27 protein-coding genes are annotated in these 20,892 nt (G+C 44.1%); 15 read left to right on the forward strand and 12 right to left on the reverse strand.

Features of this window, described 5'->3' with window-relative positions:
* Positions 1–151: 151 nt before the first annotated feature.
* Complete coding sequence (locus VC178_RS10335) at positions 152–1,120, reverse strand: tripartite tricarboxylate transporter substrate binding protein (protein ID WP_323482469.1); 969 nt, start codon at positions 1,118–1,120, stop codon at positions 152–154.
* A gap of 76 nt (positions 1,121–1,196) precedes the next feature.
* Between VC178_RS10335 and VC178_RS10340 the strand changes: the two genes are divergently transcribed.
* From VC178_RS10340 to VC178_RS10385, 10 genes are all read left to right on the forward strand, one after another.
* The gene (locus VC178_RS10340; RefSeq protein ID WP_323482470.1) at positions 1,197–1,574 is read left to right on the forward strand and encodes a carboxymuconolactone decarboxylase family protein; all 378 of its coding nucleotides are present in this window, start codon (positions 1,197–1,199) and stop codon (positions 1,572–1,574) included.
* 3 nt (positions 1,575–1,577) lie between these two features.
* Positions 1,578–2,480, forward strand: coding sequence for an NAD(P)-dependent oxidoreductase (locus VC178_RS10345; RefSeq protein WP_323482471.1), 903 nt, complete (start codon positions 1,578–1,580; stop codon positions 2,478–2,480).
* Between the two features lie 331 nt (positions 2,481–2,811).
* Positions 2,812–3,720 (forward strand): amino acid ABC transporter substrate-binding protein, encoded by a 909-nt coding sequence (locus VC178_RS10350; protein WP_323482472.1) that lies wholly within the window; start codon positions 2,812–2,814, stop codon positions 3,718–3,720.
* A 54-nt stretch (positions 3,721–3,774) separates the two neighbouring features.
* Positions 3,775–4,557, forward strand: coding sequence for an amino acid ABC transporter permease (locus VC178_RS10355; RefSeq protein ID WP_323482473.1), 783 nt, complete (start codon positions 3,775–3,777; stop codon positions 4,555–4,557).
* Between the two features lie 32 nt (positions 4,558–4,589).
* The gene (locus VC178_RS10360) at positions 4,590–5,258 is read left to right on the forward strand and encodes an amino acid ABC transporter permease (protein WP_215297089.1); all 669 of its coding nucleotides are present in this window, start codon (positions 4,590–4,592) and stop codon (positions 5,256–5,258) included.
* 53 nt (positions 5,259–5,311) lie between these two features.
* Entirely contained in the window at positions 5,312–6,046 is a 735-nt protein-coding gene (locus VC178_RS10365) for an amino acid ABC transporter ATP-binding protein (protein ID WP_323482474.1), read from the forward strand.
* Between the two features lie 17 nt (positions 6,047–6,063).
* Positions 6,064–6,459, forward strand: coding sequence for a hypothetical protein (locus tag VC178_RS10370; protein ID WP_323482475.1), 396 nt, complete (start codon positions 6,064–6,066; stop codon positions 6,457–6,459).
* Between the two features lie 23 nt (positions 6,460–6,482).
* Positions 6,483–7,166 (forward strand): DUF3313 domain-containing protein, encoded by a 684-nt coding sequence (locus VC178_RS10375; RefSeq protein WP_323482476.1) that lies wholly within the window; start codon positions 6,483–6,485, stop codon positions 7,164–7,166.
* A 9-nt stretch (positions 7,167–7,175) separates the two neighbouring features.
* Positions 7,176–7,436: a hypothetical protein gene (locus tag VC178_RS10380; RefSeq protein WP_323482477.1), complete on the forward strand. Its 261-nt coding sequence runs from the start codon at positions 7,176–7,178 to the stop codon at positions 7,434–7,436.
* 11 nt (positions 7,437–7,447) lie between these two features.
* A complete protein-coding gene (locus VC178_RS10385; RefSeq protein WP_323482478.1) occupies positions 7,448–8,344 on the forward strand; it encodes an alpha/beta hydrolase in 897 nt (298 codons plus the stop codon).
* 51 nt (positions 8,345–8,395) lie between these two features.
* On the opposite strand, the gene ppk2 is transcribed toward VC178_RS10385, so the two are convergent.
* Positions 8,396–9,166, reverse strand: coding sequence for a polyphosphate kinase 2 (gene ppk2, locus VC178_RS10390; RefSeq protein ID WP_215297098.1), 771 nt, complete (start codon positions 9,164–9,166; stop codon positions 8,396–8,398).
* 3 nt (positions 9,167–9,169) lie between these two features.
* The gene (locus VC178_RS10395) at positions 9,170–9,445 is read right to left on the reverse strand and encodes a serine/threonine protein kinase (RefSeq protein WP_215320604.1); all 276 of its coding nucleotides are present in this window, start codon (positions 9,443–9,445) and stop codon (positions 9,170–9,172) included.
* A 132-nt stretch (positions 9,446–9,577) separates the two neighbouring features.
* Between VC178_RS10395 and VC178_RS10400 the strand changes: the two genes are divergently transcribed.
* Positions 9,578–10,759 carry an MFS transporter gene (locus VC178_RS10400; protein WP_323482479.1) on the forward strand — a complete coding sequence of 394 codons (1,182 nt, stop codon included), beginning with the start codon at positions 9,578–9,580 and terminating at the stop codon, positions 10,757–10,759.
* A 38-nt stretch (positions 10,760–10,797) separates the two neighbouring features.
* Here VC178_RS10400 and VC178_RS10405 read toward each other — a convergent pair whose 3' ends face one another.
* The 4 genes from VC178_RS10405 to wrbA all read right to left on the reverse strand — a co-directional run bounded on the left by VC178_RS10405 (position 10,798) and on the right by wrbA (position 13,487).
* On the reverse strand, positions 10,798–10,983 hold the full coding sequence (locus VC178_RS10405; RefSeq protein ID WP_323482480.1) for a hypothetical protein: 186 nt from the start codon (positions 10,981–10,983) through the stop codon (positions 10,798–10,800).
* A gap of 87 nt (positions 10,984–11,070) precedes the next feature.
* Positions 11,071–12,486 carry an FAD-binding oxidoreductase gene (locus VC178_RS10410; RefSeq protein WP_323482481.1) on the reverse strand — a complete coding sequence of 472 codons (1,416 nt, stop codon included), beginning with the start codon at positions 12,484–12,486 and terminating at the stop codon, positions 11,071–11,073.
* On the reverse strand, positions 12,483–12,881 hold the full coding sequence (locus VC178_RS10415; protein ID WP_416350554.1) for a DUF2069 domain-containing protein: 399 nt from the start codon (positions 12,879–12,881) through the stop codon (positions 12,483–12,485). Before VC178_RS10415 ends, VC178_RS10410 begins: the two co-directional genes overlap by 4 nt.
* A 3-nt stretch (positions 12,882–12,884) precedes the next feature.
* Entirely contained in the window at positions 12,885–13,487 is a 603-nt protein-coding gene (wrbA, locus tag VC178_RS10420) for an NAD(P)H:quinone oxidoreductase (RefSeq protein ID WP_323482482.1), read from the reverse strand.
* A 19-nt stretch (positions 13,488–13,506) separates the two neighbouring features.
* On the opposite strand from wrbA, the gene VC178_RS10425 reads away from it, so the two are divergent.
* The 4 genes from VC178_RS10425 to VC178_RS10440 all read left to right on the forward strand — a co-directional run bounded on the left by VC178_RS10425 (position 13,507) and on the right by VC178_RS10440 (position 17,229).
* On the forward strand, positions 13,507–14,355 hold the full coding sequence (locus VC178_RS10425; RefSeq protein WP_323482483.1) for a YhjD/YihY/BrkB family envelope integrity protein: 849 nt from the start codon (positions 13,507–13,509) through the stop codon (positions 14,353–14,355).
* Between the two features lie 75 nt (positions 14,356–14,430).
* Positions 14,431–14,886, forward strand: coding sequence for a CBS domain-containing protein (locus tag VC178_RS10430; protein ID WP_215297111.1), 456 nt, complete (start codon positions 14,431–14,433; stop codon positions 14,884–14,886).
* Between the two features lie 43 nt (positions 14,887–14,929).
* On the forward strand, positions 14,930–16,045 hold the full coding sequence (gene aroC / locus VC178_RS10435) for a chorismate synthase (protein WP_323482484.1): 1,116 nt from the start codon (positions 14,930–14,932) through the stop codon (positions 16,043–16,045).
* A 14-nt stretch (positions 16,046–16,059) separates the two neighbouring features.
* The gene (locus VC178_RS10440; protein WP_323482485.1) at positions 16,060–17,229 is read left to right on the forward strand and encodes an MFS transporter; all 1,170 of its coding nucleotides are present in this window, start codon (positions 16,060–16,062) and stop codon (positions 17,227–17,229) included.
* A gap of 28 nt (positions 17,230–17,257) precedes the next feature.
* Here VC178_RS10440 and VC178_RS10445 read toward each other — a convergent pair whose 3' ends face one another.
* From VC178_RS10445 to VC178_RS10465, 5 genes are read right to left on the reverse strand one after another with little or no spacing between them, the layout of a single operon-like run.
* Positions 17,258–18,049, reverse strand: a complete 792-nt coding sequence (locus tag VC178_RS10445; RefSeq protein ID WP_323482486.1) for a peptidylprolyl isomerase — start codon at positions 18,047–18,049, stop codon at positions 17,258–17,260.
* A gap of 46 nt (positions 18,050–18,095) precedes the next feature.
* The gene (locus VC178_RS10450) at positions 18,096–18,380 is read right to left on the reverse strand and encodes a BolA family protein (protein ID WP_215320620.1); all 285 of its coding nucleotides are present in this window, start codon (positions 18,378–18,380) and stop codon (positions 18,096–18,098) included.
* Entirely contained in the window at positions 18,377–18,925 is a 549-nt protein-coding gene (locus VC178_RS10455; RefSeq protein WP_215320622.1) for a septation protein A, read from the reverse strand. Before VC178_RS10455 ends, VC178_RS10450 begins: the two co-directional genes overlap by 4 nt.
* A 45-nt stretch (positions 18,926–18,970) precedes the next feature.
* Positions 18,971–19,381 carry a peptide-methionine (R)-S-oxide reductase MsrB gene (msrB, locus tag VC178_RS10460; RefSeq protein ID WP_323482487.1) on the reverse strand — a complete coding sequence of 137 codons (411 nt, stop codon included), beginning with the start codon at positions 19,379–19,381 and terminating at the stop codon, positions 18,971–18,973.
* Between the two features lie 34 nt (positions 19,382–19,415).
* Positions 19,416–20,882, reverse strand: coding sequence for a protein adenylyltransferase SelO (locus VC178_RS10465; RefSeq protein ID WP_323482488.1), 1,467 nt, complete (start codon positions 20,880–20,882; stop codon positions 19,416–19,418).
* Between the last annotated feature and the right edge of the window lie 10 nt (positions 20,883–20,892).

Raw genomic sequence — 20,892 nt, forward strand, 5'->3', positions numbered from 1 at the left:
CGACACAAATTTGAGCTTTTCATCCATCTTCGTACTTTCATTCCACGGCATAGAGTGGTCCCTCCTATGCCAAAAACTGTAAAGTATGTGTCCGGTATAAAACGTAAACTATGTCTCGGGTAGGACAGGCGATATTTATAGTGACTAGTCGCTAATCAGCCTGTAAGTTATTTTCTTTAATCACATTTGACCACTTGGTTAGCTCGCCTCTAACAAAAACATTTGCTTCAGCACGTGAATTAGCTATCGTTTGTATCCCATCACGCTCCATTAATTTCTCCATACTCTCAGTGCGCATTGCTTGAGCGCTAGATGCTTGTAATTTATCAAGTATTACGACTGGAGTATTAGAAGGTGCTGCCAATACAAACCAATTAGAAGCATTAAAGCCAGGGAGCGTTTCAGATACAGTCGGGGTGTCGGGCGAAATTGGAGAGCGCTTTAAGCCAGTGGTAGCGATTAGCCTTAATTTACCTCCTTTAACAAAAGTTAATGAGGATCCTGGGTTATCAAACATTACATCTACCTGGCCACTGATAAGATCGGGAAATGCTGCACCCGCACCTTTATATGCAATGTTATTGAACTTAACGCCAGCAGTCGATGCCATCATTACAGAGGCTAGGTAATGAATTCCTGCATTTCCAGGTTGCGCAAAATTAATTTGTGAATTTGCTTTTGCCATTCTCACCATATCTCCAACAGAATTTCCTTTGAAACTATTTGAGGCAACCAAGACTAGAGGGTTGGACGCCAAAATAGAAATTGGATCTAGGTCTTTTAAAGTATCGTATGGCAGTTTTGGGTTAAAAGCAGGAGCAATTGCATATGCTGCTGAGGTGAAAAGGAGTGTATAGCCATCAGGTTTAGCACGAGCAACCTCAGTATTTCCGATTTGACCGCTTGCACTCGGCTTGTTCTCAACTATGACATTTTGCTTAAGAATCTCAGACAATTCTTTTGCAAAAGGCCTAGCAAGGGCATCAACACCACCACCAGGCGCAAATGGCACGATGATTCTTATCGGGCGATCTGGATATTGAGCCTGAGCAAGGTTAAGCCCGAATAGATCAACAATGAAGAAGGATATTAATAAAACGGTACGATTTCGTAATTTCATTTCAGCCCTTTAATCGTTCTAATCTATCATATGAATGATGTATCAATATACTGATTTTTTTGATTAAGGAGCTAGGGTGAATACTGATTTATACGAAAAAGGGCTAAAAATACGTCGTGAAGTTGTTGGTGACGCCTACGTTGATGTTGCATTAAAAAATGCCGATGAATTCAGCATGCCTATGCAAAAATTGGTGACAGAATTTTGCTGGGGTGAGGTATGGAGTCGCCCTGGAATTGATCGTAAAACACGCAGTATGTTGAATCTTTCTATGATTGCTGCTCTAAATCGTAATGAAGAGCTTAAGGCTCATGTTCGTGGAGCCATTAATAATGGTGTGAGTAAGGATGAAATTTGTGAAATATTTTTGCAAGTCGCTGTCTATTGCGGAATGCCTGCAGGATTAGGTAGTTTCAAGGCAGCTAAAGAGGTGTTTAAGGAAATGGGCATCTAATAAATGTTAAAAAAAGATAAACCTAATATTTTATTTATTGGCTTGGGGATGATGGGCCAACCAATGGCCCATCGTTTGATTCAGGCGCACTACCCATTATTTGTCCATGATACTAATCGAGAGACAGTCAAGAATTACTGTAATCAAATAGATGCGAAAGCCCTATTGCCCTCAGATGATTTGAGCTTAATTGATGTTGTTATAACGATGTTGCCTGATTCTGGGATTGTTGAGAGCGTAATTTTAGGCGTAGATAATTCCCCTGGAGTTGCCTCTAAATTAAAGCCCGGCAGCATCATCATCGATATGAGTAGTTCTGAGCCCATGCGTTCCCGAGAGTTAGGGGCAAGCTTAACAAAAATGAATTTAATTTATTTAGATGCTCCCGTGTCAGGTGGGGTAAAGAGGGCGATTGATGGTTCTCTTGCAATCATGGTTGGAGGAACTCTCGAGGCTTTTGCAGATGTGCAGCCAATCTTAGAGAACTTAGGTAAAAATATTTTTCATGTTGGCGACCCCGGTTCTGGTCACGCAATAAAAGCTCTAAATAATTACTTATCTGCCATTACAACCCTTTCTGTAGCAGAAGCTTTAATCATTGGCAAACGGTTTGGTCTTGATCCAAATAAGATGGTTGATGTATTTAATTCCTCGTCCGGTAAAAGTAACGCTACAGAAAATAAGGCAAAGCAATTTATGTTGAACGGTGCATTTAGTGCTGGCTTTACAGCTAAGCTTATGCTCAAAGACATTACTATTGCTAACCAACTTGGTTCAGCGGTTAACTCCTCGATGGAATTGGGTGAAGCTTCTTTAAATGCCTGGAGAAATGCTCTTGAATTTTTGGGTGACGATGAAGACCATACTGCTATTTACCGTTATGTAGAGCAAAACCAATCAGCTTGATCTTACAGGTCTCGGTTTTCTAGATAAATCACCATTTTTGCTAACCACGTCGACTGGTAGAAACATCAGTGCCAGATACTCGGCATTGGAAATGCTTTTTTCAGCAATGTTTCATAGAATTTATCCTGGCTAAGGCATGGGCCATGCATTCGAATCGTGCTGGGAAGGGTAGATCCTCCATTACCCTTAGTTTTACCTATGTTAGTGCTGAATTTTTGAATAAAAAGCGCAAGATAAGGCCTTAATACCCATATAGCCATCATAAATTTGCTATAAATGCAGATGTGAGTATTTTTACCAAATATATAGAAGTAAACGACTGGAGAAAACGATGAAGAACAAGTCCTTAATTAAAGCTGGCCTGATTGCTGGGCTATTCATAAGCACCATGAGCGTTCACGCTGCAAGCGCGACGATGGACAAAATTAAATCTACTGGCGCTGTCACGATGGGTGTGCGCGAATCCTCTATCCCAATGTCCTATACGACTGGCGATAGCCGCTTTGATGGTTACCATGTGGAAGTGTGCCGCATGATTTTGGGTGATATCAAAGATAAGCTTGGCCTGAGCACTTTGCGTATTAATTATCAGCCAGTGACTTCCCAAAACCGTGTGCCTTTAGTGCAAAACGGCACTGTTGATATTGAGTGTGGCTCAACTACTAATAATTCTAATCGCGCTAAGGATGTGGGCTTTGCGAACACTTTATATATAGAAGAAGTCAGGATTGCTGTGAAAGCAAATTCCGGCATTACTTCTATTTCTCAATTAGCTAACAAGAAAGTAGCTACTACTACCGGTACAACCTCTGTTCAGTTGCTCCGTAAGCATGAAAAAGCCAATGGCGTGAACTTTGATGAGGTGTTTGGTAAAGACCATGCGGATAGCTTCTTATTGCTTGAGTCTGGCCGCGCTGATGCATTCGTGATGGATGGTTCAATTTTGGCCGGCAACATTGCTAACTCGAAGAATCCAAAAGATTACAAGATCGTTGGTGAAGTATTGAGTACAGAGCCTATCGCCATCATGGTTCGTAAAGACGATCCAGAATTTAAGGCCGCTGTAAACGCAGCAATTGCAAAGATTGTTGCAAACGGCAAAATGCCTGGCTTATGGAACAAGTGGTTCTTGTCACCAATTCCACCGAAAAATATCGTAGTAGGTCTTGAGCTGTCTCCAGCAACCAAGAATGCTTGGGCAAACTTGAACGACAAACCGGCAGAAGATTACAATAAATAATTGAGATCGCAAGTTAATTAATCTGAATGCTTTAATGTTTATGCGATCGGATTTATGGATTTAGGAATCTTTTGTAAAAGTACCTTAGACGGAGAAGTAGTTGATCACTGCTTCTCCGCTTTATTAGGTATTGGTCAAAACGCTGATCCCAGTTATTTAGACTGGCTCATGAAGGCTTGGGGCTGGACACTGGCTGTCGCCGCTCTTAGTCTAGTCATCGCTATGTCACTTGGTGCTGTCATGGGCACCTTACGTACCTTACCCACAGAAACGACATTGAACCGTTTCTTGATACGCTTTTCTACCGCATGGGTAGAACTCTTTAGAAACATTCCTATTTTGGTTCAAGTATTTCTTTGGTATCACGTGATACCAGCCTTCTTTCAGCCTTTAAAAGCATTTCCATCTTATCTATTAGTCAGTATTGCTTTAGGCTTCTTTACTTCTGCACGGATTGCAGAGCAGGTTAGGGCAGGCATTCAGTCACTTCCCTCCGGTCAGAAAGCAGCAGCAACTGCTTTGGGTTTAACTACCTTTCAAAGCTATCGCTATATTATTTTGCCAATGGCATTGCGCATAGTGATTCCACCTCTTACTTCTGAGAGCATGAATCTCATCAAAAACTCATCAGTAGCGTTTGCGGTTTCGGTACCAGAACTCACACTATTTGCCATGCAGGCTCAAGAAGAAACTTCGCATGGAGTTGAAATCTATTTAGCCGTAACCTTGCTCTATGCTTTATCGGCATTCGCAGTAAATCGTGTGATGACCTATATTGAAAAGCGCTCTCGCATTCCTGGCTTCATTGTTGCTAATACAGAAGTGGCAGCACATTAAATGAATGCTATGAATCATTTCATGGTGGTTTTATGCTCAGTCTAGACCTCAGTTTTTATAACTGGGAACTCTTCACGAATTACATCCTGAAAGGCATGCTGTTTAGTGTGCAACTGACAGTCATTGCGACCGTTGGCGGGATTGTCTTTGGTACCTTCTTAGCTTTGATGCGCTTATCTGGTAGACCTAGCTTAGTCTACCCAGCAACTATTTATGTGAATACCATGCGCTCCATTCCGTTGGTGATGGTGATCTTGTGGTTCTTTTTGTTGATACCCATGTTGATTGGCAGGCCCATCGGTGCTGACTTATCTGCCACCATCACTTTCATTGCTTTTGAAGGAGCATTTTTCTCTGAAATTGTGCGCGCTGGTATTCAGTCGGTTCCTAAAGGTCAAGGATATGCTGCGGAAGCCTTAGGCATGACCTATGGTCAAAATATGCGTTTTATCGTATTGCCCCAAGCCTTCAGAAACATGATTCCCGTCTTCATGACGCAGACCATCATTCTGTTTCAGGATACTTCCTTGGTTTATGCCATCGGTGCTTATGATTTATTAAAAGGCTTTGAGATTGCCGGTAAGAACTATGGTCGTCCTATGGAGACCTATCTCTTAGCTGCCTTTACCTATTTCATTATTTGTTTCTCGCTATCGAAGATAGTCAGAGCGGTGCACTCCAAAGTGGCGATTATTCGTTAATACATTTGTAATTTATCCCTTATTTATTTAATACTGACTATTTCTAAATCCTCATGATAGAACTGCAAAACGTTTCGAAGTGGTACGGAGACTTTCAAGTCCTCACCGACTGCACTACCAATATTCAAAAAGGGGAAGTAGTTGTGATTTGCGGACCCTCAGGCTCAGGTAAATCGACCTTGATTAAAACCATGAATGCTCTAGAGCCTTTTCAGGCTGGTGAGATTACTGTGGATGGGGTGCGCTTGCATGATCCTAAAACAAATCTACCAAAGTTACGGGCCAGAGTGGGAATGGTGTTTCAGCACTTTGAGCTGTTTCCGCACCTGAGCATTACCGAGAACTTAACGCTTGCGCAAATGAAAGTGCTTGGTCGTTCTGCTGACGAGGCTAATGCGCATGGCTTAAAGTATCTCGAGCGTGTTGGCTTAACTGCTCAGAAAGATAAGTTTCCTGGGCAACTTTCAGGTGGTCAACAACAGCGTGTTGCCATTGCACGTGCCTTGAGTATGGATCCGATTGTGATGCTTTTTGATGAACCAACCTCGGCCCTAGATCCTGAAATGGTTGGTGAGGTCTTAGATGTTATGGTGAAGCTTGCAAATGAAGGAATGACCATGTGCTGCGTTACCCATGAGATGGGTTTTGCTCGTAAAGTCAGTAATCGCGTGATCTTTATGGATCAAGGGCGTATTCTGGAGGATTGCAGCAAAGATGAATTTTTCGGCAACCCAGATGCGAGATCCCATCGTGCAAAAGACTTCCTCTCAAAAATATTAGATCACTAAAGAAAACACTATTATTAATGAATGATTCATTTACCAAGTTATGCATCGCCACAACGCTTGGTATGTTGATGCTCTCAGCTTGTACTGTAGCCAAATTAGAGTCTAGGCTTGAGGCGAATCCTCAGTGTAAAGATGTCATTAATCCAAAGACTGGTGCTGTCATGCCGTGCCCAGGTACGGATAAATCTTTCTATCGCTCTGTTGGTCTGGAGCCACCTAGAGCCACGACAACTAGTTCAACTACAGCCGTTGCTGCTCCACCAACCAGTTCTAATGCAGGTACAGCAGCAACACCAATCGCAACTACTACAACAAAGTCGACCCCTACAGTTCAGGTAACACCGCAAGTCGATTGCAAACCACAGCTTCATAAAAAAACTGGCGGTATGTTACCGTGTCCATCTCCGGACTAATCTGTATCTAAAAAGAAAGCATCATGCGTAAATTGAATGTCGTTATTGCCTCAGCACTTGTTGCTATTGGTTTGCTTGCTTGTAGCAATACTCCAAAACTGGCTTCTGAACCGATGCCTAGATCAGATTTTTTGCCCAATTACTCCTTGCTCGTGCCAATGGCTACCAGCCAATCGGATACTCGGATTTGGCGATACCGGATTGCAGGCGTTAATCCTGCCAGCTATACCGCGGTTATTTTGGATCCCATTTACTTAAATCAAAGCGCTACGAGAGAGGTTAGTGCTGAGGCCATTTCTCAGGCGCAGGTTACTCTGCAAGACTCGATGGTGGCTGCTATTAATTCTCGTGGGAATATTCGTATTGTCACTAGCCCTGGGCCGGGTGTTGCCCGTATTACCGTTGGTATTACAGGCGCAGAAAATTCAGCTGATAGCCTACAACCTTGGAATTTCACTCCCATTGGCTTGGCAGTGAATGCCGCTGCCTATGCTGGTGGTGTGAACTCCAAAACTCCTGCCTTACTGGTAGAAAGTAAGATTACCGATAGTCTGTCTAAGCAATTATTAGGCGAAGGCTTGGTTACCATCCAAGGCGAGTCATTTAGAACTGGTTCTGGTTCAGTAGACTCCTTTATTGAGATGGCTAAGAAGGTAGTGCGTGTTGCCATGGAAACCTCTGCCAATCCAACCCCAACTGGGAAGTAAGACTTTTCTATGAAACGTTCTTATGTCTCCATATTTTCTTGTGTTGCTGCCTTGGCTGTCATTCCTGCATTGAGTTATGCAGACGATGCATCCCGCAATCAAGAGATTGCGCAGCGGTTTGCTAAGTGTGACATCAATCATGATGGCAAATTGACTCAGGTTGAGGCAAAAAGTTGTATGCCGCGTATCTATGATCACTTTAACTATCTTGATTCTGGCAATAAAGGCTACTTAACTGTTGCTGAGATTCAGGCAGCAGCAGATCGATAAGTATCTACACTATGAGCGTCATATTCCCAGCATTCGACCAAAAGATTATGACTGTTCCATCAGATGATGGTCCGATTGAGATTGCTTACTTAGTTGGTGGCAGTGGTCCGGCGCTATTGTTATTGCATGGCTTTCCACAAACCAAGGCAATTTGGCAGCAAGTTGCTCCTGCACTTGCTAAACATTACACAGTCATTGCCTCAGATTTGCGAGGTTATGGTGGGTCATCTGCACCACGCGGCAAGTCAGACCACTCCACATATTCAAAACGCTCCATGGCAGCGGATCAGCATGCCTTGATGAAGGCTTTAGGTCGCGAGCAGTTTTATTTGTTGGGGCATGATCGTGGCGGAAGAGTATCGCATCGCATGGCTATCGACTATCCCAGCAGTATTCAGAAGCTAATGGTCTTGGATATTTCCCCAACACTAACCATGTATGAAAACACCACTATGGAATTTGCTAAAGGGTATTGGCATTGGTTTTTCCTCATTCAACCAGAACCCGTGCCAGAAACCCTGATTGGCGCAAACCCCGAGTATTGGTTAAAAAATCACATGGGTCGCCATGCAGGTACTGGAATTTTTAGTCCAGACCGTTGGGCGGAATATTTGGCAGGAGCCAGCAACCCCCAAAGTATGCATGCCATGTGTGAAGACTATCGGGCTGCTGCCACTATTGATCTCGTTCATGATCGAGCAGACCGCGAGTCGGGCAAGAAATTACAAATGCCGATCCATGTCTTATGGGGCGAGCATGGTCTCGTAAATAAATGCTTTAAGCCTCTAGAGGATTGGCAAGAGGTCGCAGATGAAGTATCAGGCAGAGCCGTAACTTCTGGACATTACATCCCAGAAGAATTGCCTGACGAATTAATAGTCGAAGCGAAAAAATTCTTCAAAGAGTAGGGTAACTCTAGCTGTAACTAAGCCTGTAGCTAAATAAGTTACTCAAACGAATTAATAGGCTAATTTTGGTGCCTTAGTACCTAATGGTGGGCAGGGCATCACTATTTCTGGATTCACTGATAATAATTTTGCGTCTTTGCCGTGGTAATGCATTCGAGATAGAAGATCGGCGATCAGATTCAGGTGAGTTTCTTTTTTGCTATTAGCATTCACCACAGTCCAAGGTGCATCTTTCGAGCTGGTTTGCTCTAACATGAGATCTCTGGCAATGCTATAAGCCTCCCATTTCTTTTGAGCTTGCTCATCAATTGGACTGACCTTCCATTGCTTCAGTGGATCAGTCTTACGACTTTCTAACCGATCGGCCTGTTCTTTTTTATCAATATCTAAATAGTACTTCATGATTTGAATGTTAGAGCCCGTCAATAAAGACTCAAAATCATTCACTGAGCCCATAAAGTGTTTGTACTGGGCTTCAGTACAGAATCCCATTACTTTTTCAACGCCGGCACGGTTGTACCAACTACGATTAAAGATTGCAAATTCACCAGCAGAAGGTAGCTCTGCTACATAACGTTGGAAATACCATTCGCCTTCCTCGCGAGAGGAGGGTTTTCCAAGAGCAACAACGTGGGTTTCGCGAGGACTCAGATTTTCTGTGAGCCGTTTGATCGTGCCATCTTTGCCAGCGGTATCGCGACCTTCAAGAATGACTAAAAGTTTCAAACCACCTGCAATGATCTCTCGCTGAAGTTTGACTAATTCAATCTGTAAAAGTCGATAGTAACCATGATGATCACTATTGTTATCGTCCTTGCTCACCCTTTAAGCTGCAGAACTCGGTGAGGCCGGCGGAGAAGCTGAACTCTTTTTAGCTGGCGCTTTTCGTGCAGGCGTTTTCTTAGCGGCGGCTTTTTTAACGGGCGCTTTCTTGACCGGGGTTTTCTTGACGGCAGTCTTTTTTACAGGGGGTTTTTTGGTGACCTCTTTCTTTTCCAATTTATCGAGTGCTTTAGCCAACTTATCAATCAATTTTTCACGATCAGATTCGAGCTTATCGAGCTTTTTCATCAGCTGTTTTACTAATTTCTTTTGACTCATGATGTTTCCTATTAGGTGTGATTTTCACAAATGCATCACTGATCCTACGTCTTATTAGGCTCAGTTTCAAGCAATTGTGACGCTATTGGAAATAATTTCTAAAGCTATTGAATAGTGCTACATTGGCTAGATATGTTCAAAACCCTGTCTACATTACCCAAGACTGTTTGGTTAATAGGCCTCATTAGTTTTGTGAATGACTCGGCCAGTGAAATGCTCTATCCCTTGATGCCTTTGTATTTAGCTTCGGTCCTAATGGCAGGGCCTAAAGCGATTGGCATTATTGAAGGTATTGCTGAGGCCACTTCAAGCTTATTCAAACTGGTATCTGGAGTCATCGTAGACAGAACCAAGAAAACAAAACCTTGGATTGTGTTTGGCTATCTTCTCGCTGGCATTGGAAGGCCGCTCATTGCTTTTGCTAATTCATGGCTAGTGGTCCTGATGATTCGATTTACTGACCGTCTGGGTAAGGGGCTCAGAAGCTCTCCCCGGGATGCGCTTCTAGCGGAAAGTGTTCCCGCTAATCAGAGAGGCATTACCTTTGGCTTGCATCGCTCTATGGATAATGCTGGTGCGGTCGTTGGCCCGATCTTGGCAGCCTTCTTGCTTGCGCAACATGTACCACTGCGTGAGATCTTTTTCTGGGCCATTATTCCCGGGGTCGTTACCATAATGCTTGCGTTGTGCTTAAAAGAGCCTCCGAGGGTTGCTGGCGATGCCCCCTTGAAATTTACCTGGTCTATGGCAGGTCTACCCCCTGAATTTAAGCGCTATATATTGGTAGTTGGCCTTTTTGCATTGAGCAATTCTTCAGACATGTTCTTACTATTAAGGGCTAGAGAGCTTGGAGTGCCTCAAGAGCAAATACCCTTGCTTTGGGCGACGATTTCCCTGATAACGACTGTTTTTGGAACTCCGCTTTCTGCTCTATCGGATCGATTTAGTCGTCGATATTTCATAGCCATCGCTTGGGCTGCATATGCCCTGATTTATGCTGGAATGAGCTACTCCAGCCTGACAGTTGGCTGGCTTTTTGGTTTATTCGCGCTTTATGGTCTATTTAAGGCAGCAACCGAAGGGGTAGAGAAGGCTCTTGTGGCAGATTTAGCACCTAGCGGATTAACTGGGACAGCCTTTGGTTGGTTCAATTTGAGTTCTGGAATCATGCTACTTCCAGCTTCTTTGATCTTTGGTTGGCTGTATGAGTCTAGTAGCCCAACTACCGCATTCCTTTTTTCAGGAGCCTGCTCAGCTTTCGCAGTGCTCCTATTAATCTTCTGGGTATATAGGCCTATAAAAGAAAAAACCTAAATACATCAAGTATTTAGGTTTATTTCTTAAGGTGTTACTTATTCTGGATGGAAGTTATTGCTAGCCATGAAGCTGATAGTACGTTCAAAGCCAAGAATGCGGATGTAACGCCATGCAATATCGCGATATTTGCTGTCTAAGTAGCCAATAGCCACTTCAGGCGATCTTTTGGTTACATCATTTTGCTGAATAGCGCGGGCCCAACGTTTGAGTCTTGTTGACATATTTGTCACCTCCATGGCCATACAACGCATCAGAAAGAAGTCTAGATGACAGAAAATACAAAAAATTCCTAAAAAATTAGAAATTTCTTAAATAGACACGACTTTATGTGGATTGAGGATGTTTTGAGGGTCCAGAGCCCGTTTTAAGGTCTTCATCAGGTCATGGGCAACTTCACCCTTATGAGCCCGCAAACCATCTAATTTAAGCTGGCCAACCCCATGTTCAGCAGAAATAGAGCCCTGGCAGCGCTCAACTTGAGCATAGATCAACTCATGAATCGGCTTTTCATTGACCAAATTGAATGCCTTTGGGTCTGCACCTAATGGGGGAGCAATGTTGTAGTGAAGGTTGCCATCGCCTAAGTGGCCAAAATTGATAATTCTGACCCCCGGGTATTTCAAGCGCATCAAAGTATCTGTTTCCTGAATAAAGCTTTCCAAGGCTGAAAGCGGAATGGTGATGTCATGTTTGAGGTTGGCGCCTTCTTGAGCCTGAGCGAGGGTGATGTGCTCTCGCATCTGCCAGAAGGTATTGGCCTGAGCTAGACTATTTGCAATCACGGCATCGGTAATCAATCCTGCCTCAAATGCCTCTTCCAGGATAGTTTCTAGCAGTTGCCTCACATGGGCTTCACTCTCATTATCTGATAATTCAATCAAGATGGTGTAGGGTGGATTTCCCTTTAGGGGATTTGCCATTTGCGGAAAATGCTTTTCATTGAGGGCCAAGGATTCTTGGGTCATCATCTCAAAACCAGTCAAAAGGGAAGTGGCACGCTTTTGAAATAAATTTAATAGAGCAATGGTGGAGGCAACGCTATTAGCTGCCACTAAGGTTGTCCATTGAGAGATTGGCAGCGGGTATAACTTCATGACAGCGGCGGTAATAATGCCTAAAGTACCCTCAGAGCCAATAAAGAGGTCTCGTAAATCGTATCCAGTATTGTCTTTGCGTAAACCTTTTAAGCCATTCCAAATTTCACCTTGCGCGGTTACTACCTCGAGACCAAGGCACAGATCGCGGGTATTGCCATAACGCAGCACGTTAGTGCCACCAGCATTGGTAGCTAAATTACCGCCAATCATGCAGCTACCTTCTGCCCCTAAGCTCAAAGGAAATAAGAAGTCTTGCTCGGCAGCTTTTTCCTGAACCGCTTGCAAAATACAACCTGCTTCAAGAGTAATCGTTTGGTTAGCAACATCAATTTCTCGAATGGTATTCATACGCTTTAAGTTGAGCACAATCTGTTTACCAGAGTCATCTGGCGTAGCGCCCCCACAAAATCCAGTATGACCACCTTGGGGAACCACAGCAATTTGGTTGGCTGCACACAGTTGCACAATCTTGGCTACTTCTTGGGCTGTTTTAGGTAAGACCACGGCCAAGGCTCTGCCCGTGTAACGCTTGCGCCAATCAGTGAGATAAGGTGCCTTATCTTGATCTGCGGTCAGAATAAATTTCTGCTCCAGAATTTGATGGAGCTCGCCAAGGATCTGATTCATTTTTGCGCTGCTTGTAACTTTTGTTTAGCTAAGCTCTTCGCTTCTTTTTTAATGGGCTTTAAATACATTAACAGGCAAATGAAACCAATCGTTGCTAATAGAGTTTCTAAGACAGCCATCCAAAAATTGGCACCAGTTTCGAGGATGCGAACTAAGCCTTCGGTGATGTAGAGCAAGATCAACATGGAAGCCCATTGCATGGTGTAAACCTGACCTTTCCAGAGGCCTGGAATGGCAAATAGCAATGGGATGCCTTTCAGAATCAGCCAAGAGCCACCAGGTCGCAGGGGCGAGATAAACCACTCCCAAGCAACACACAAAATGAACAAATCAATAAATGCAGCGGTAGCAATTAATTGATAGGGATTTTTATCCAGAATTTTCTTATTCATCATGAATTAAGTCTTGATCAGCTTTAGTGCGGTTTGTGCGAGACGTTTACCTTGCGCTTTTGCTAAGCGTTGTTCTTCAGGACTAATCGGAGCATTCCCATCAGCATGGGCAAGATGAGTCACGCCATAGGGGCTTCCACCTGTGGCAGAGGACATTAAATCGGATTCGCTATAAGGTAAACCAAGAATCATCATGCCGTGATGAAGCAGGGGAATCATCATCGTTAACAGAGTGCTTTCTTGTCCGCCATGCATGCTGCCGGTACTGGTAAAGACGCAAGCTGGTTTACCGATGAGTGCACCACTTAACCATTGGGAAGAGCTGCCATCCCAAAAGTATTTCATGGGAGCGGCCATATTGCCAAAACGGGTAGGCGAACCGAGTGCCAATCCAATGCATTCTTGTAAATCAGAATACTCAACATAGGGGGCGCCTTCGGTTGGGATCGAAGGTTCGCTAGACTCGCAAACGGTGGAAACTGGAGGAACCGTTCTGAGACGAGCATTGACCCCAGGAATGCTTTCAATACCCTCGGCAATGAGTCGCGCTAAATCTCTGGTTGCCCCATAGCGGGAGTAGTACAAAACTAAAATATCGTGTTGGTTCATATTCTCTTATGATACGGCGATGCGCCTTTTTCGTAACCCCCAATTATGGCTCTCTCTTGCTAAAGAGATCTGGGAGGGTAATCGAGACCAAAAACTGAACCAAATCGCAGCCAGCTTGGCCTACACAACGATTCTCTCCCTAGTTCCTATGGTCACGATTGCAACCATGCTGATTGGCTATTTACCCAAGGTGATTCAGATTAAAAATGCCTTTAAGACTTGGTTATTAGATACTTATATGCCGGGCGGGATTAATCAACAGTTCTTTATTTACTTGGATCAGTTTTCTGCGCAAGCCAGGGGCTTAACTCTTTTGGGTTTAGCTGGCTTATTTATTACTGCCATCATGACTTTGTCAGTCATTGAAGGGGCATTTAATCAAATCTTCAAGGTACAAAAAAATCGCCCACTTCATAAAAAGATTGTGATTTATGGGGCTGCGACCATTTTGGGCCCCATATTATTAGGACTAGGTATTTACTTAAGTGGCGTCTTATTCAGCGCTTCTCAGGGCTGGACGGAGGCAGTCTCCATTGGTTTTCGTCTCATCGCTACCGTGACACCACTATTGTTGGCTGTCTTGGTTTATACGGTTGTTTACAAGATCCTGCCGTATTCTCAAATTTTTTGGAAAGATGCCATCTTTGGTGCCTTCTTTGCCGCCCTCAGCTTTGAAATCATGAAGTTTGGATTTGCAGTCTTTTTAACCCATACCGCTTTTTATAAAACGGTCTATGGGGCCTTTGCTATCTTCCCGCTAGCCTTACTTTGGATCTACCTAACTTGGTGGATTACCTTGGCTGGAGCCGTCCTAGTAGCGAATCTGCCGAGTATTCGAAGTGGCGTCATTAGGGTTATTCGTTACTAAAATAAACAATAAATCTTGATTCGGTGCTTGCTTGGGTCTATATTGAACTGAGATATTCATTGTTTTGGAGACGACATGAAAGTTCATGACATTCTGCGTGTGAAGGGCGGCACTTTATTTACCGTTGCTCCCGAGACTGCATTGCAAACGGCAGTGCTGATCATGAGCGAGCATGACATTGGCTCTTTGGTTGTGATGGAGTATGACAAGCTAGTTGGGATCCTCACTTTTCGTGAAGTGATTGCAGCATTAGCAAGCCATCATGGCAAATTAGATGATTTGCAAGTCAATGCAGTAATGAATCAGAAGCCTTTGACCTGCAATATGGAAACTGAAATCGACGAAGTGCGTCGCATGATGTTAGTTGATCATGCTCGTTACCTGCCAGTAGTTGATCAAAAGATGTTGATGGGTGTGATCTCTTTTTATGATGTAGCAAAATCTGTTGTAGAAGCTCAAGACTTCGAGAACTCGATGCTCAAGGCCTATATTCGCGACTGGCCAGAAGATACTGAAAAGGCCGCTAATTAAGGATTTCTAGTCGAATATTCAGGACAAATGACATAATGTGGGTATGTCAGGAAATACTTTAGGCCTTCTTTTTACTGTTACCACTTTTGGTGAATCACACGGTCCCGCGATCGGTGCTGTGGTTGATGGTTGCCCTCCCGGCATGCTTTTGAGTGAGGCTGATCTACAAACTGACCTAGATCGTCGTAGGCCTGGCACCTCTCGTCACGTCACTCAACGCAAAGAAGAAGATAGGGTTGAGATTTTGTCGGGTGTTTTTGAAGGCAAAACGACCGGTGCGCCCATTGGTCTATTGATACGCAATACCGACCAACGGAGTCAAGACTACGGCGATATATTGCAAACATTCCGACCTGGTCATGCTGACTATGCCTATCACCATAAATATGGACTGCGTGATCCACGTGGTGGCGGTCGTTCTTCAGCTCGTCTCACAGCGCCTGTAGTGGCAGCTGCAGCTATTGCAAAAAAATGGTTGCAGCAGCAATATGGTACAGAGTTTTACGGCTATATGAGCCAACTCGGCGACATCGTAATTCCGTTTGAGGATATTGCACAGATTGAACAAAATCCTTTTTTTGCTGCGAATGCCAAGATCATTCCGCAATTAGAGACTTATATGGATGAACTGCGCAAAGCAGGAGATTCTTGTGGGGCTCGAATTGAGGTGCGTGCTCGTAATGTACCTATCGGTCTTGGAGAGCCCTTGTTTGATAAGCTTGATGCAGATATTGCCCATGCCATGATGGGGATCAATGCTGTTAAGGGAGTTGAAATTGGTTCTGGCTTTCAGTCAGTGGCGCAGCGCGGCAGTGAACATGGTGATGAATTATTTCCTGATGGCTTTGCTAGCAATCATGCCGGCGGTACATTGGGTGGCATCAGCACTGGTCAAGACCTGCGAGTATCGATTGCGATCAAACCAACTTCCAGCATCATGAGCCCTAAACAATCCATTGATCTCCATGGTAAGCCCATGACTGTTCAAACTAAGGGACGTCATGATCCTTGTGTTGGTATACGAGCAACCCCAATCGCTGAAGCGATGCTGGCTTTAGTCCTTATGGATCATGCATTGCGTCATCGGGCTCAGTGTGCTGATGTCAAGCTTGAGGTATCGCCTATTCCTGCGGCACGACCTGGCTCCAAAAGCGATTAGTAAATCCCACTAAGATGACGCCTTCGCTTCGCTGGGCCTTCGGGTCCTTTTTCTTTTTATATTTTGCTTATGTTGGCTTGGTTTCACCGTATGCCAGCCTTTTCTTCTTAGATCATGGTTTTAATGTCATCGAGATTGCTGTACTGATGTCGATGCTACAAATTACCCGTATCGTTGGTCCATTTAGTTGGGGCTGGCTTTCAGATTACCTCTCTAATCGCATCGGCATCATTCGTGTTTGTGCTTGTTTGGCCGCCTTAGTCTTCGTATGCATCTTTTTTTTACATAGCTACTTCAGCTTCTTTATTTGGATGTTTGTATTACATACGATCTTGAGTAGTCAAATGCCTTTGGGCGAGACGGCAACTATTCATGCTTTATACAAAGACAATTCGTTTGATCAGCGTTATGGACGCCTGCGCTTATGGGGTTCAATCGGGTTCATCACCATGGTTTTATTTGCAGGTGAATTATTTCAGCGTAAAGGTATTGAGTTATATCCAATAGTTGGCGTCATTGTGTTATTTGTTTTGGCACTCATTACTTTTTTCTTGCACGAGCCCAAGATGGAGCGTCGCAAAATGGTGAAAGGCGAGTTACTCATTGTGCTTTTTAATCCAGACGTAAGGTGGTTTTTGATCTCTGGCTTTTTCATGATCTTCGCCCATGCTGCTTTATACGTTTTCTATTCGTTGTATTTGGCAGACCTTGGTTACGACAAATTTCAAATCGGCTTGTTTTGGGCTTTAGGAGTTGCCGCAGAAGTAATCTTCTTTTACTTCCAAAATAAATTGCTGAGCCGATTGGATGCTGAGGTGATATTACAAGGCGCATTTGGAATTGGTGTGATCCGCTTCATTCTGATTGCCTTTTTACCAATCACTTCTGTATTGATTGTTGCGCAGTTGATGCACGCCGCTACTTTTGCAGCTCACCACAGTGCTGCCACAAAATTACTGCAGCGCTGGTTTACCGGTCCTTTACAAGCAAGGGGGCAAGCCATTATGGCTACCGTTTCTTACGGTTTAGGTGGCACTATTGGTGGACTATGTGCCGGTTGGATTTGGGATCTTTCTCAACCTCGAGATGTCTTTGTGATGTCCGCTTTTGCTTGTGGAATAGCGGGGATGGCAATTCAGAAAATGAGACCTCATCACCATCCAACTGAAAAGGTTGGCAGTTAAGAAGCCAAGAGCCCTTACTCAGCAATTCTTACTGAACTTTTGCCTTCGCACGAAGTTTTTGCATCATCTCGGTAAATTTAGCTTTCTGCCAATTTTGATCAGAAGCAATCATCTGTTTCAACTCTGCCTTGAGTTCGTCAAAGCTAGGCGCCTTCATATCTCGAGAGTCAACTGTCTTAATGATGTGCCAGCCAAACTGCGATTTCACTGGTTTATCAGTCATTTGACCGTTCTTTAGTTGCACCATTGCCTTAGAGAACTCTGGAACAAGTGCTTTGTCATTTACCCAGCCAAGGTCGCCGCCGTTCGTCGCTGAACCCGGATCCTTTGATTTGACTTTAGCAATCTCTCCAAAGTTGCCGCCGGCTTTGATTTGAGCAATGATGGCTTTTGCATCAGTTTCTTTCTCAACCAAAATATGCTCGACATGGTATTCCTTGCCGGTATATTGCGTCTTAACCGATTCATAAGCAGCCTTGAGTTCAGCCTCAGTGACACCTTCTTTTTCGATATAGTCTTCAAATACAGCAGCAACCAAGATGCCCACACGCGATTGCTCTAACTGTTCGCGCACAGATTCTTTTTGAATCACACCACGCTTATCAGCCTCTTGCAGAATTAATTCTTTAGTCACCAGCATTTCACGTGCTTGATCGCGTACCTGAGGGTTGTCTCCTTGCCCTGACTTTTGCACCAATTTATCTAGCTGAGCTTTAGGGATGGACTTGCCATTCACGATGGCTGCATTTTGCGCAAAAGCTGGCGCAGAAATCAGGAGTGCGGCTAGGCTAAAAGAGATCAGGTGAAGGGTATTTAACATGGCGACTATCAAGTAAAAGTAATGGATTGCAAGAGTGTAAAGCAGGCTAGATGTTGGCTTCCTGTGGAGTCTGGGCAGTAATCGTTAAGGCATGGATTTCGCTAGGAATGTGGCGATGCAAAGCGGCATAAATTGCCCGATGACGAGCAACCAGAGTTAATCCCTGAAATTCTGGGGCAACGATGGTGACCTTAAAGTGTCCACCGCCTGAGGCTGCGCCCGCATGCCCCGCATGCAGATGACTCTCGTCTTCGATCTGTAGCCGTTGAATATCAAAAGCCTTATTTAAATCTTCTTCAAATAGGGCAATGCGTTTTTGGTTAAGGGTCATTGTTCTGGATGCTCCATATGGCGTGATAGCCAAACACCTTGGATGATGACAAAGGCTACCAGCAGTCCAGTACTGCCAAAGAGTTTGAAATTGACCCAGGTTTCCTCAGAATATTCAAATGCAATATATAAGTTGAGGGCGCCCATGAAGAAAAAGAAGGCTGACCATGCCAGATTGAGTCGATGCCATACAGAGTGGGAACTCTCAGGTTTGAGGCTAACCTGCTTACCCATTAATACTTCAATCCAATTCTTATTAAAGAACTGTGCACTGATAAGCAAAGCGCCTGAAAAGAGCCAATAGAGGGCGGTTGGCTTCAATTGAATAAAGGTCTTATCGTGCAAGAAAATGGTTAGGCTTCCAAAGACAATAATCATCACCAGGCTGACCCATTGCATCGCATCGATTTTGCGATGGCGATAATAGACCCAGAGAATCTGTCCGATGGTGGCAACCATGGCTACGATAGTCGCCGTATAAATATCACCAAATTTAAAGGCGATAAAGAACAGAATAATGGGGAAGAGGTCAAATAAAAATTTCATAGGTAGGATTATCCCGCTATTTAGCTCATAAGCCTTTTTAAGGCCTTAGTCTTTTTTACTTGCTTGGGCATTCTCACTGGGATCAAAGCTCAAAGAGGCAGAGTTGATGCAGTAACGTAGACCAGTAGGCATGGGGCCATCATCAAATACATGCCCTAAATGGGCATCACAGTTGGCACAACGTACTTCGGTACGAATCATGCCGTGAGTCGTGTCACGCACTTCCTTGATGGATGATGCCTCTTGAGGGGCGTTATAACTTGGCCATCCGCAACCAGCATCAAATTTGGTATCAGACAAGAAGAGTGGGGTGCCACAGCACACACAAGTGTATTTTCCTTGAGCCCAATGATCCCAATACTTGCCGCTAAAAGGCCTCTCAGTTGCCGCTTCACGAGTAACTCGATACTCAATATCGCTGAGGATTTTTTTATATTCTTGATCCGTTTTTTTCATCTATGCTCCGATAAGTATTATCTATTCCAAACTCTTAAGAAGAGCAACTCACAGCAACTCTTTCTAAATCTGCAGGTGGTGGCGCTGCATACTCTTCATACTCAGGCTGCTCATCATAGGGCTTGCTGAGGATATTCATTAATAGCGTGATTTCTGAAAAGTCATGTTGTTGTGCTTTATCAATAGCCGCTTGTGCTAAATGATTACGCAAAATATATTTAGGATTCACTAAGTTCATCGCCTGCATTCTTGCATCATCTTGACTAGATTCTGATGTGAGGCGCTGAAGATAATCTGTAAACCACTGGTCTATCATCACACGATCCACAAATTGATCTCTTAGCGTGATTTTCTCAATGGCTTGCTCTAATTTAACTTGGCTAAGTTGTCTAAAGAAGCTGGTGAAATCCACGCCTGAATCATGCATTGCCTGCAATAAGCGCTCTATCAATTGGATGTCGCTATCTTGAGAGGTTTGTAACCCTAATTTTTGTCTGAATATAGATTGCCATGCTTGAGCATAGGCCACAGGAAATTCTTCTAAAGCTTCACGTAATATTGATTGGGCTTGGCTTTCATCATGAGTAAGCTCAAGGAGTGGTAGGAAGGCGCTGGCTAAGCAGGCCATATTCCAATGCATGATTTGAGGTTGGCGATGGTATGCGTATCTACCTCCGTGATCACTATGGTTGCAAATATGATCTATTTCAAAATGATCTAAGAACCCAAATGGTCCGTAGTCCATCGTCAGGCCAAGTGCGCTGATATTGTCACTATTTAAGACTCCATGGCAGAAACCAACAGACTGCCATTGCGCCACTAACTTGGCATTACGCACGCTGATGTGTTTGAATAGCTCGAGATAAGGTTCAACATTGTTTTTGCATTCAGGGTAATGATCTTGAATTAATAAATCGGCTAGCTCTTTGAGTCGCACGATGCTTTGTGTAGAAGCGAAGTGCTCAAAATGACCGACTCGAATAAAGCTAGGCGATAAGCGCGCACAAACAGCAGCAGTCTCCATCGTTTCGCGGACAACTGGCAATGCTGAACCAACAACTGAAAGCGCTCTAGTTGTTGGGATGCCGAGTGCATTCATGGCCTCGCTACATAAAAATTCTCGAATAGAAGATCTGAGGACGGCTCGTCCATCACCCATACGGGAATACAGAGTTTTGCCGGCACCTTTGAGTTGAATTTCTTGGCCATTAGCCTCGCCAAGCAAAATTGCTCTGCCATCACCCAATTGACCAGCCCAGACCCCAAACTGATGGCCACTATAGACTGTTGAAATTGGCTTAGCAAAATCATGCATGCCGGTACTTAAGGAGTTTCCCGCTAGAAGCTCTAGCCATGCAGGATCAGAAGGCAGGCCATCCTGGGAAACCGCCAGCTGAATGAGATTGGCCGCAGAAGGTGAAAATGCTACCCAATAAGGATCTGGAATTGGGCTCGGAAAGGTGATCTGGCAGACGTCATCGCCGCTTAAAGTAAAGGCCATCAAGCTATTC

Source organism: Polynucleobacter sp. AP-Sanab-80-C2 (assembly GCF_035012965.1).
GTDB lineage: Bacteria > Pseudomonadota > Gammaproteobacteria > Burkholderiales > Burkholderiaceae > Polynucleobacter.

Coding starts and splice junctions, on each gene's coding strand:
- VC178_RS10335 (WP_323482469.1), bottom strand. CDS start 1,120: ATGAAATTACGAAATCGTACCGTTTTATTAATATCCTTCTTCATTGTT.
- VC178_RS10345 (WP_323482471.1), top strand. CDS start 1,578: ATGTTAAAAAAAGATAAACCTAATATTTTATTTATTGGCTTGGGGATG.
- VC178_RS10350 (WP_323482472.1), top strand. CDS start 2,812: ATGAAGAACAAGTCCTTAATTAAAGCTGGCCTGATTGCTGGGCTATTC.
- VC178_RS10355 (WP_323482473.1), top strand. CDS start 3,775: ATGGATTTAGGAATCTTTTGTAAAAGTACCTTAGACGGAGAAGTAGTT.
- VC178_RS10360 (WP_215297089.1), top strand. CDS start 4,590: ATGCTCAGTCTAGACCTCAGTTTTTATAACTGGGAACTCTTCACGAAT.
- VC178_RS10365 (WP_323482474.1), top strand. CDS start 5,312: ATGATAGAACTGCAAAACGTTTCGAAGTGGTACGGAGACTTTCAAGTC.
- VC178_RS10370 (WP_323482475.1), top strand. CDS start 6,064: ATGAATGATTCATTTACCAAGTTATGCATCGCCACAACGCTTGGTATG.
- VC178_RS10375 (WP_323482476.1), top strand. CDS start 6,483: ATGCGTAAATTGAATGTCGTTATTGCCTCAGCACTTGTTGCTATTGGT.
- VC178_RS10380 (WP_323482477.1), top strand. CDS start 7,176: ATGAAACGTTCTTATGTCTCCATATTTTCTTGTGTTGCTGCCTTGGCT.
- VC178_RS10385 (WP_323482478.1), top strand. CDS start 7,448: ATGAGCGTCATATTCCCAGCATTCGACCAAAAGATTATGACTGTTCCA.
- VC178_RS10395 (WP_215320604.1), bottom strand. CDS start 9,445: ATGAGTCAAAAGAAATTAGTAAAACAGCTGATGAAAAAGCTCGATAAG.
- VC178_RS10400 (WP_323482479.1), top strand. CDS start 9,578: ATGTTCAAAACCCTGTCTACATTACCCAAGACTGTTTGGTTAATAGGC.
- VC178_RS10405 (WP_323482480.1), bottom strand. CDS start 10,983: ATGTCAACAAGACTCAAACGTTGGGCCCGCGCTATTCAGCAAAATGAT.
- VC178_RS10410 (WP_323482481.1), bottom strand. CDS start 12,486: ATGAATCAGATCCTTGGCGAGCTCCATCAAATTCTGGAGCAGAAATTT.
- VC178_RS10415 (WP_416350554.1), bottom strand. CDS start 12,881: ATGATGAATAAGAAAATTCTGGATAAAAATCCCTATCAATTAATTGCT.
- wrbA (WP_323482482.1), bottom strand. CDS start 13,487: ATGAACCAACACGATATTTTAGTTTTGTACTACTCCCGCTATGGGGCA.
- VC178_RS10425 (WP_323482483.1), top strand. CDS start 13,507: ATGCGCCTTTTTCGTAACCCCCAATTATGGCTCTCTCTTGCTAAAGAG.
- VC178_RS10430 (WP_215297111.1), top strand. CDS start 14,431: ATGAAAGTTCATGACATTCTGCGTGTGAAGGGCGGCACTTTATTTACC.
- aroC (WP_323482484.1), top strand. CDS start 14,930: ATGTCAGGAAATACTTTAGGCCTTCTTTTTACTGTTACCACTTTTGGT.
- VC178_RS10440 (WP_323482485.1), top strand. CDS start 16,060: ATGACGCCTTCGCTTCGCTGGGCCTTCGGGTCCTTTTTCTTTTTATAT.
- VC178_RS10445 (WP_323482486.1), bottom strand. CDS start 18,049: ATGTTAAATACCCTTCACCTGATCTCTTTTAGCCTAGCCGCACTCCTG.
- VC178_RS10450 (WP_215320620.1), bottom strand. CDS start 18,380: ATGACCCTTAACCAAAAACGCATTGCCCTATTTGAAGAAGATTTAAAT.
- VC178_RS10455 (WP_215320622.1), bottom strand. CDS start 18,925: ATGAAATTTTTATTTGACCTCTTCCCCATTATTCTGTTCTTTATCGCC.
- msrB (WP_323482487.1), bottom strand. CDS start 19,381: ATGAAAAAAACGGATCAAGAATATAAAAAAATCCTCAGCGATATTGAG.
- VC178_RS10465 (WP_323482488.1), bottom strand. CDS start 20,882: ATGGCCTTTACTTTAAGCGGCGATGACGTCTGCCAGATCACCTTTCCG.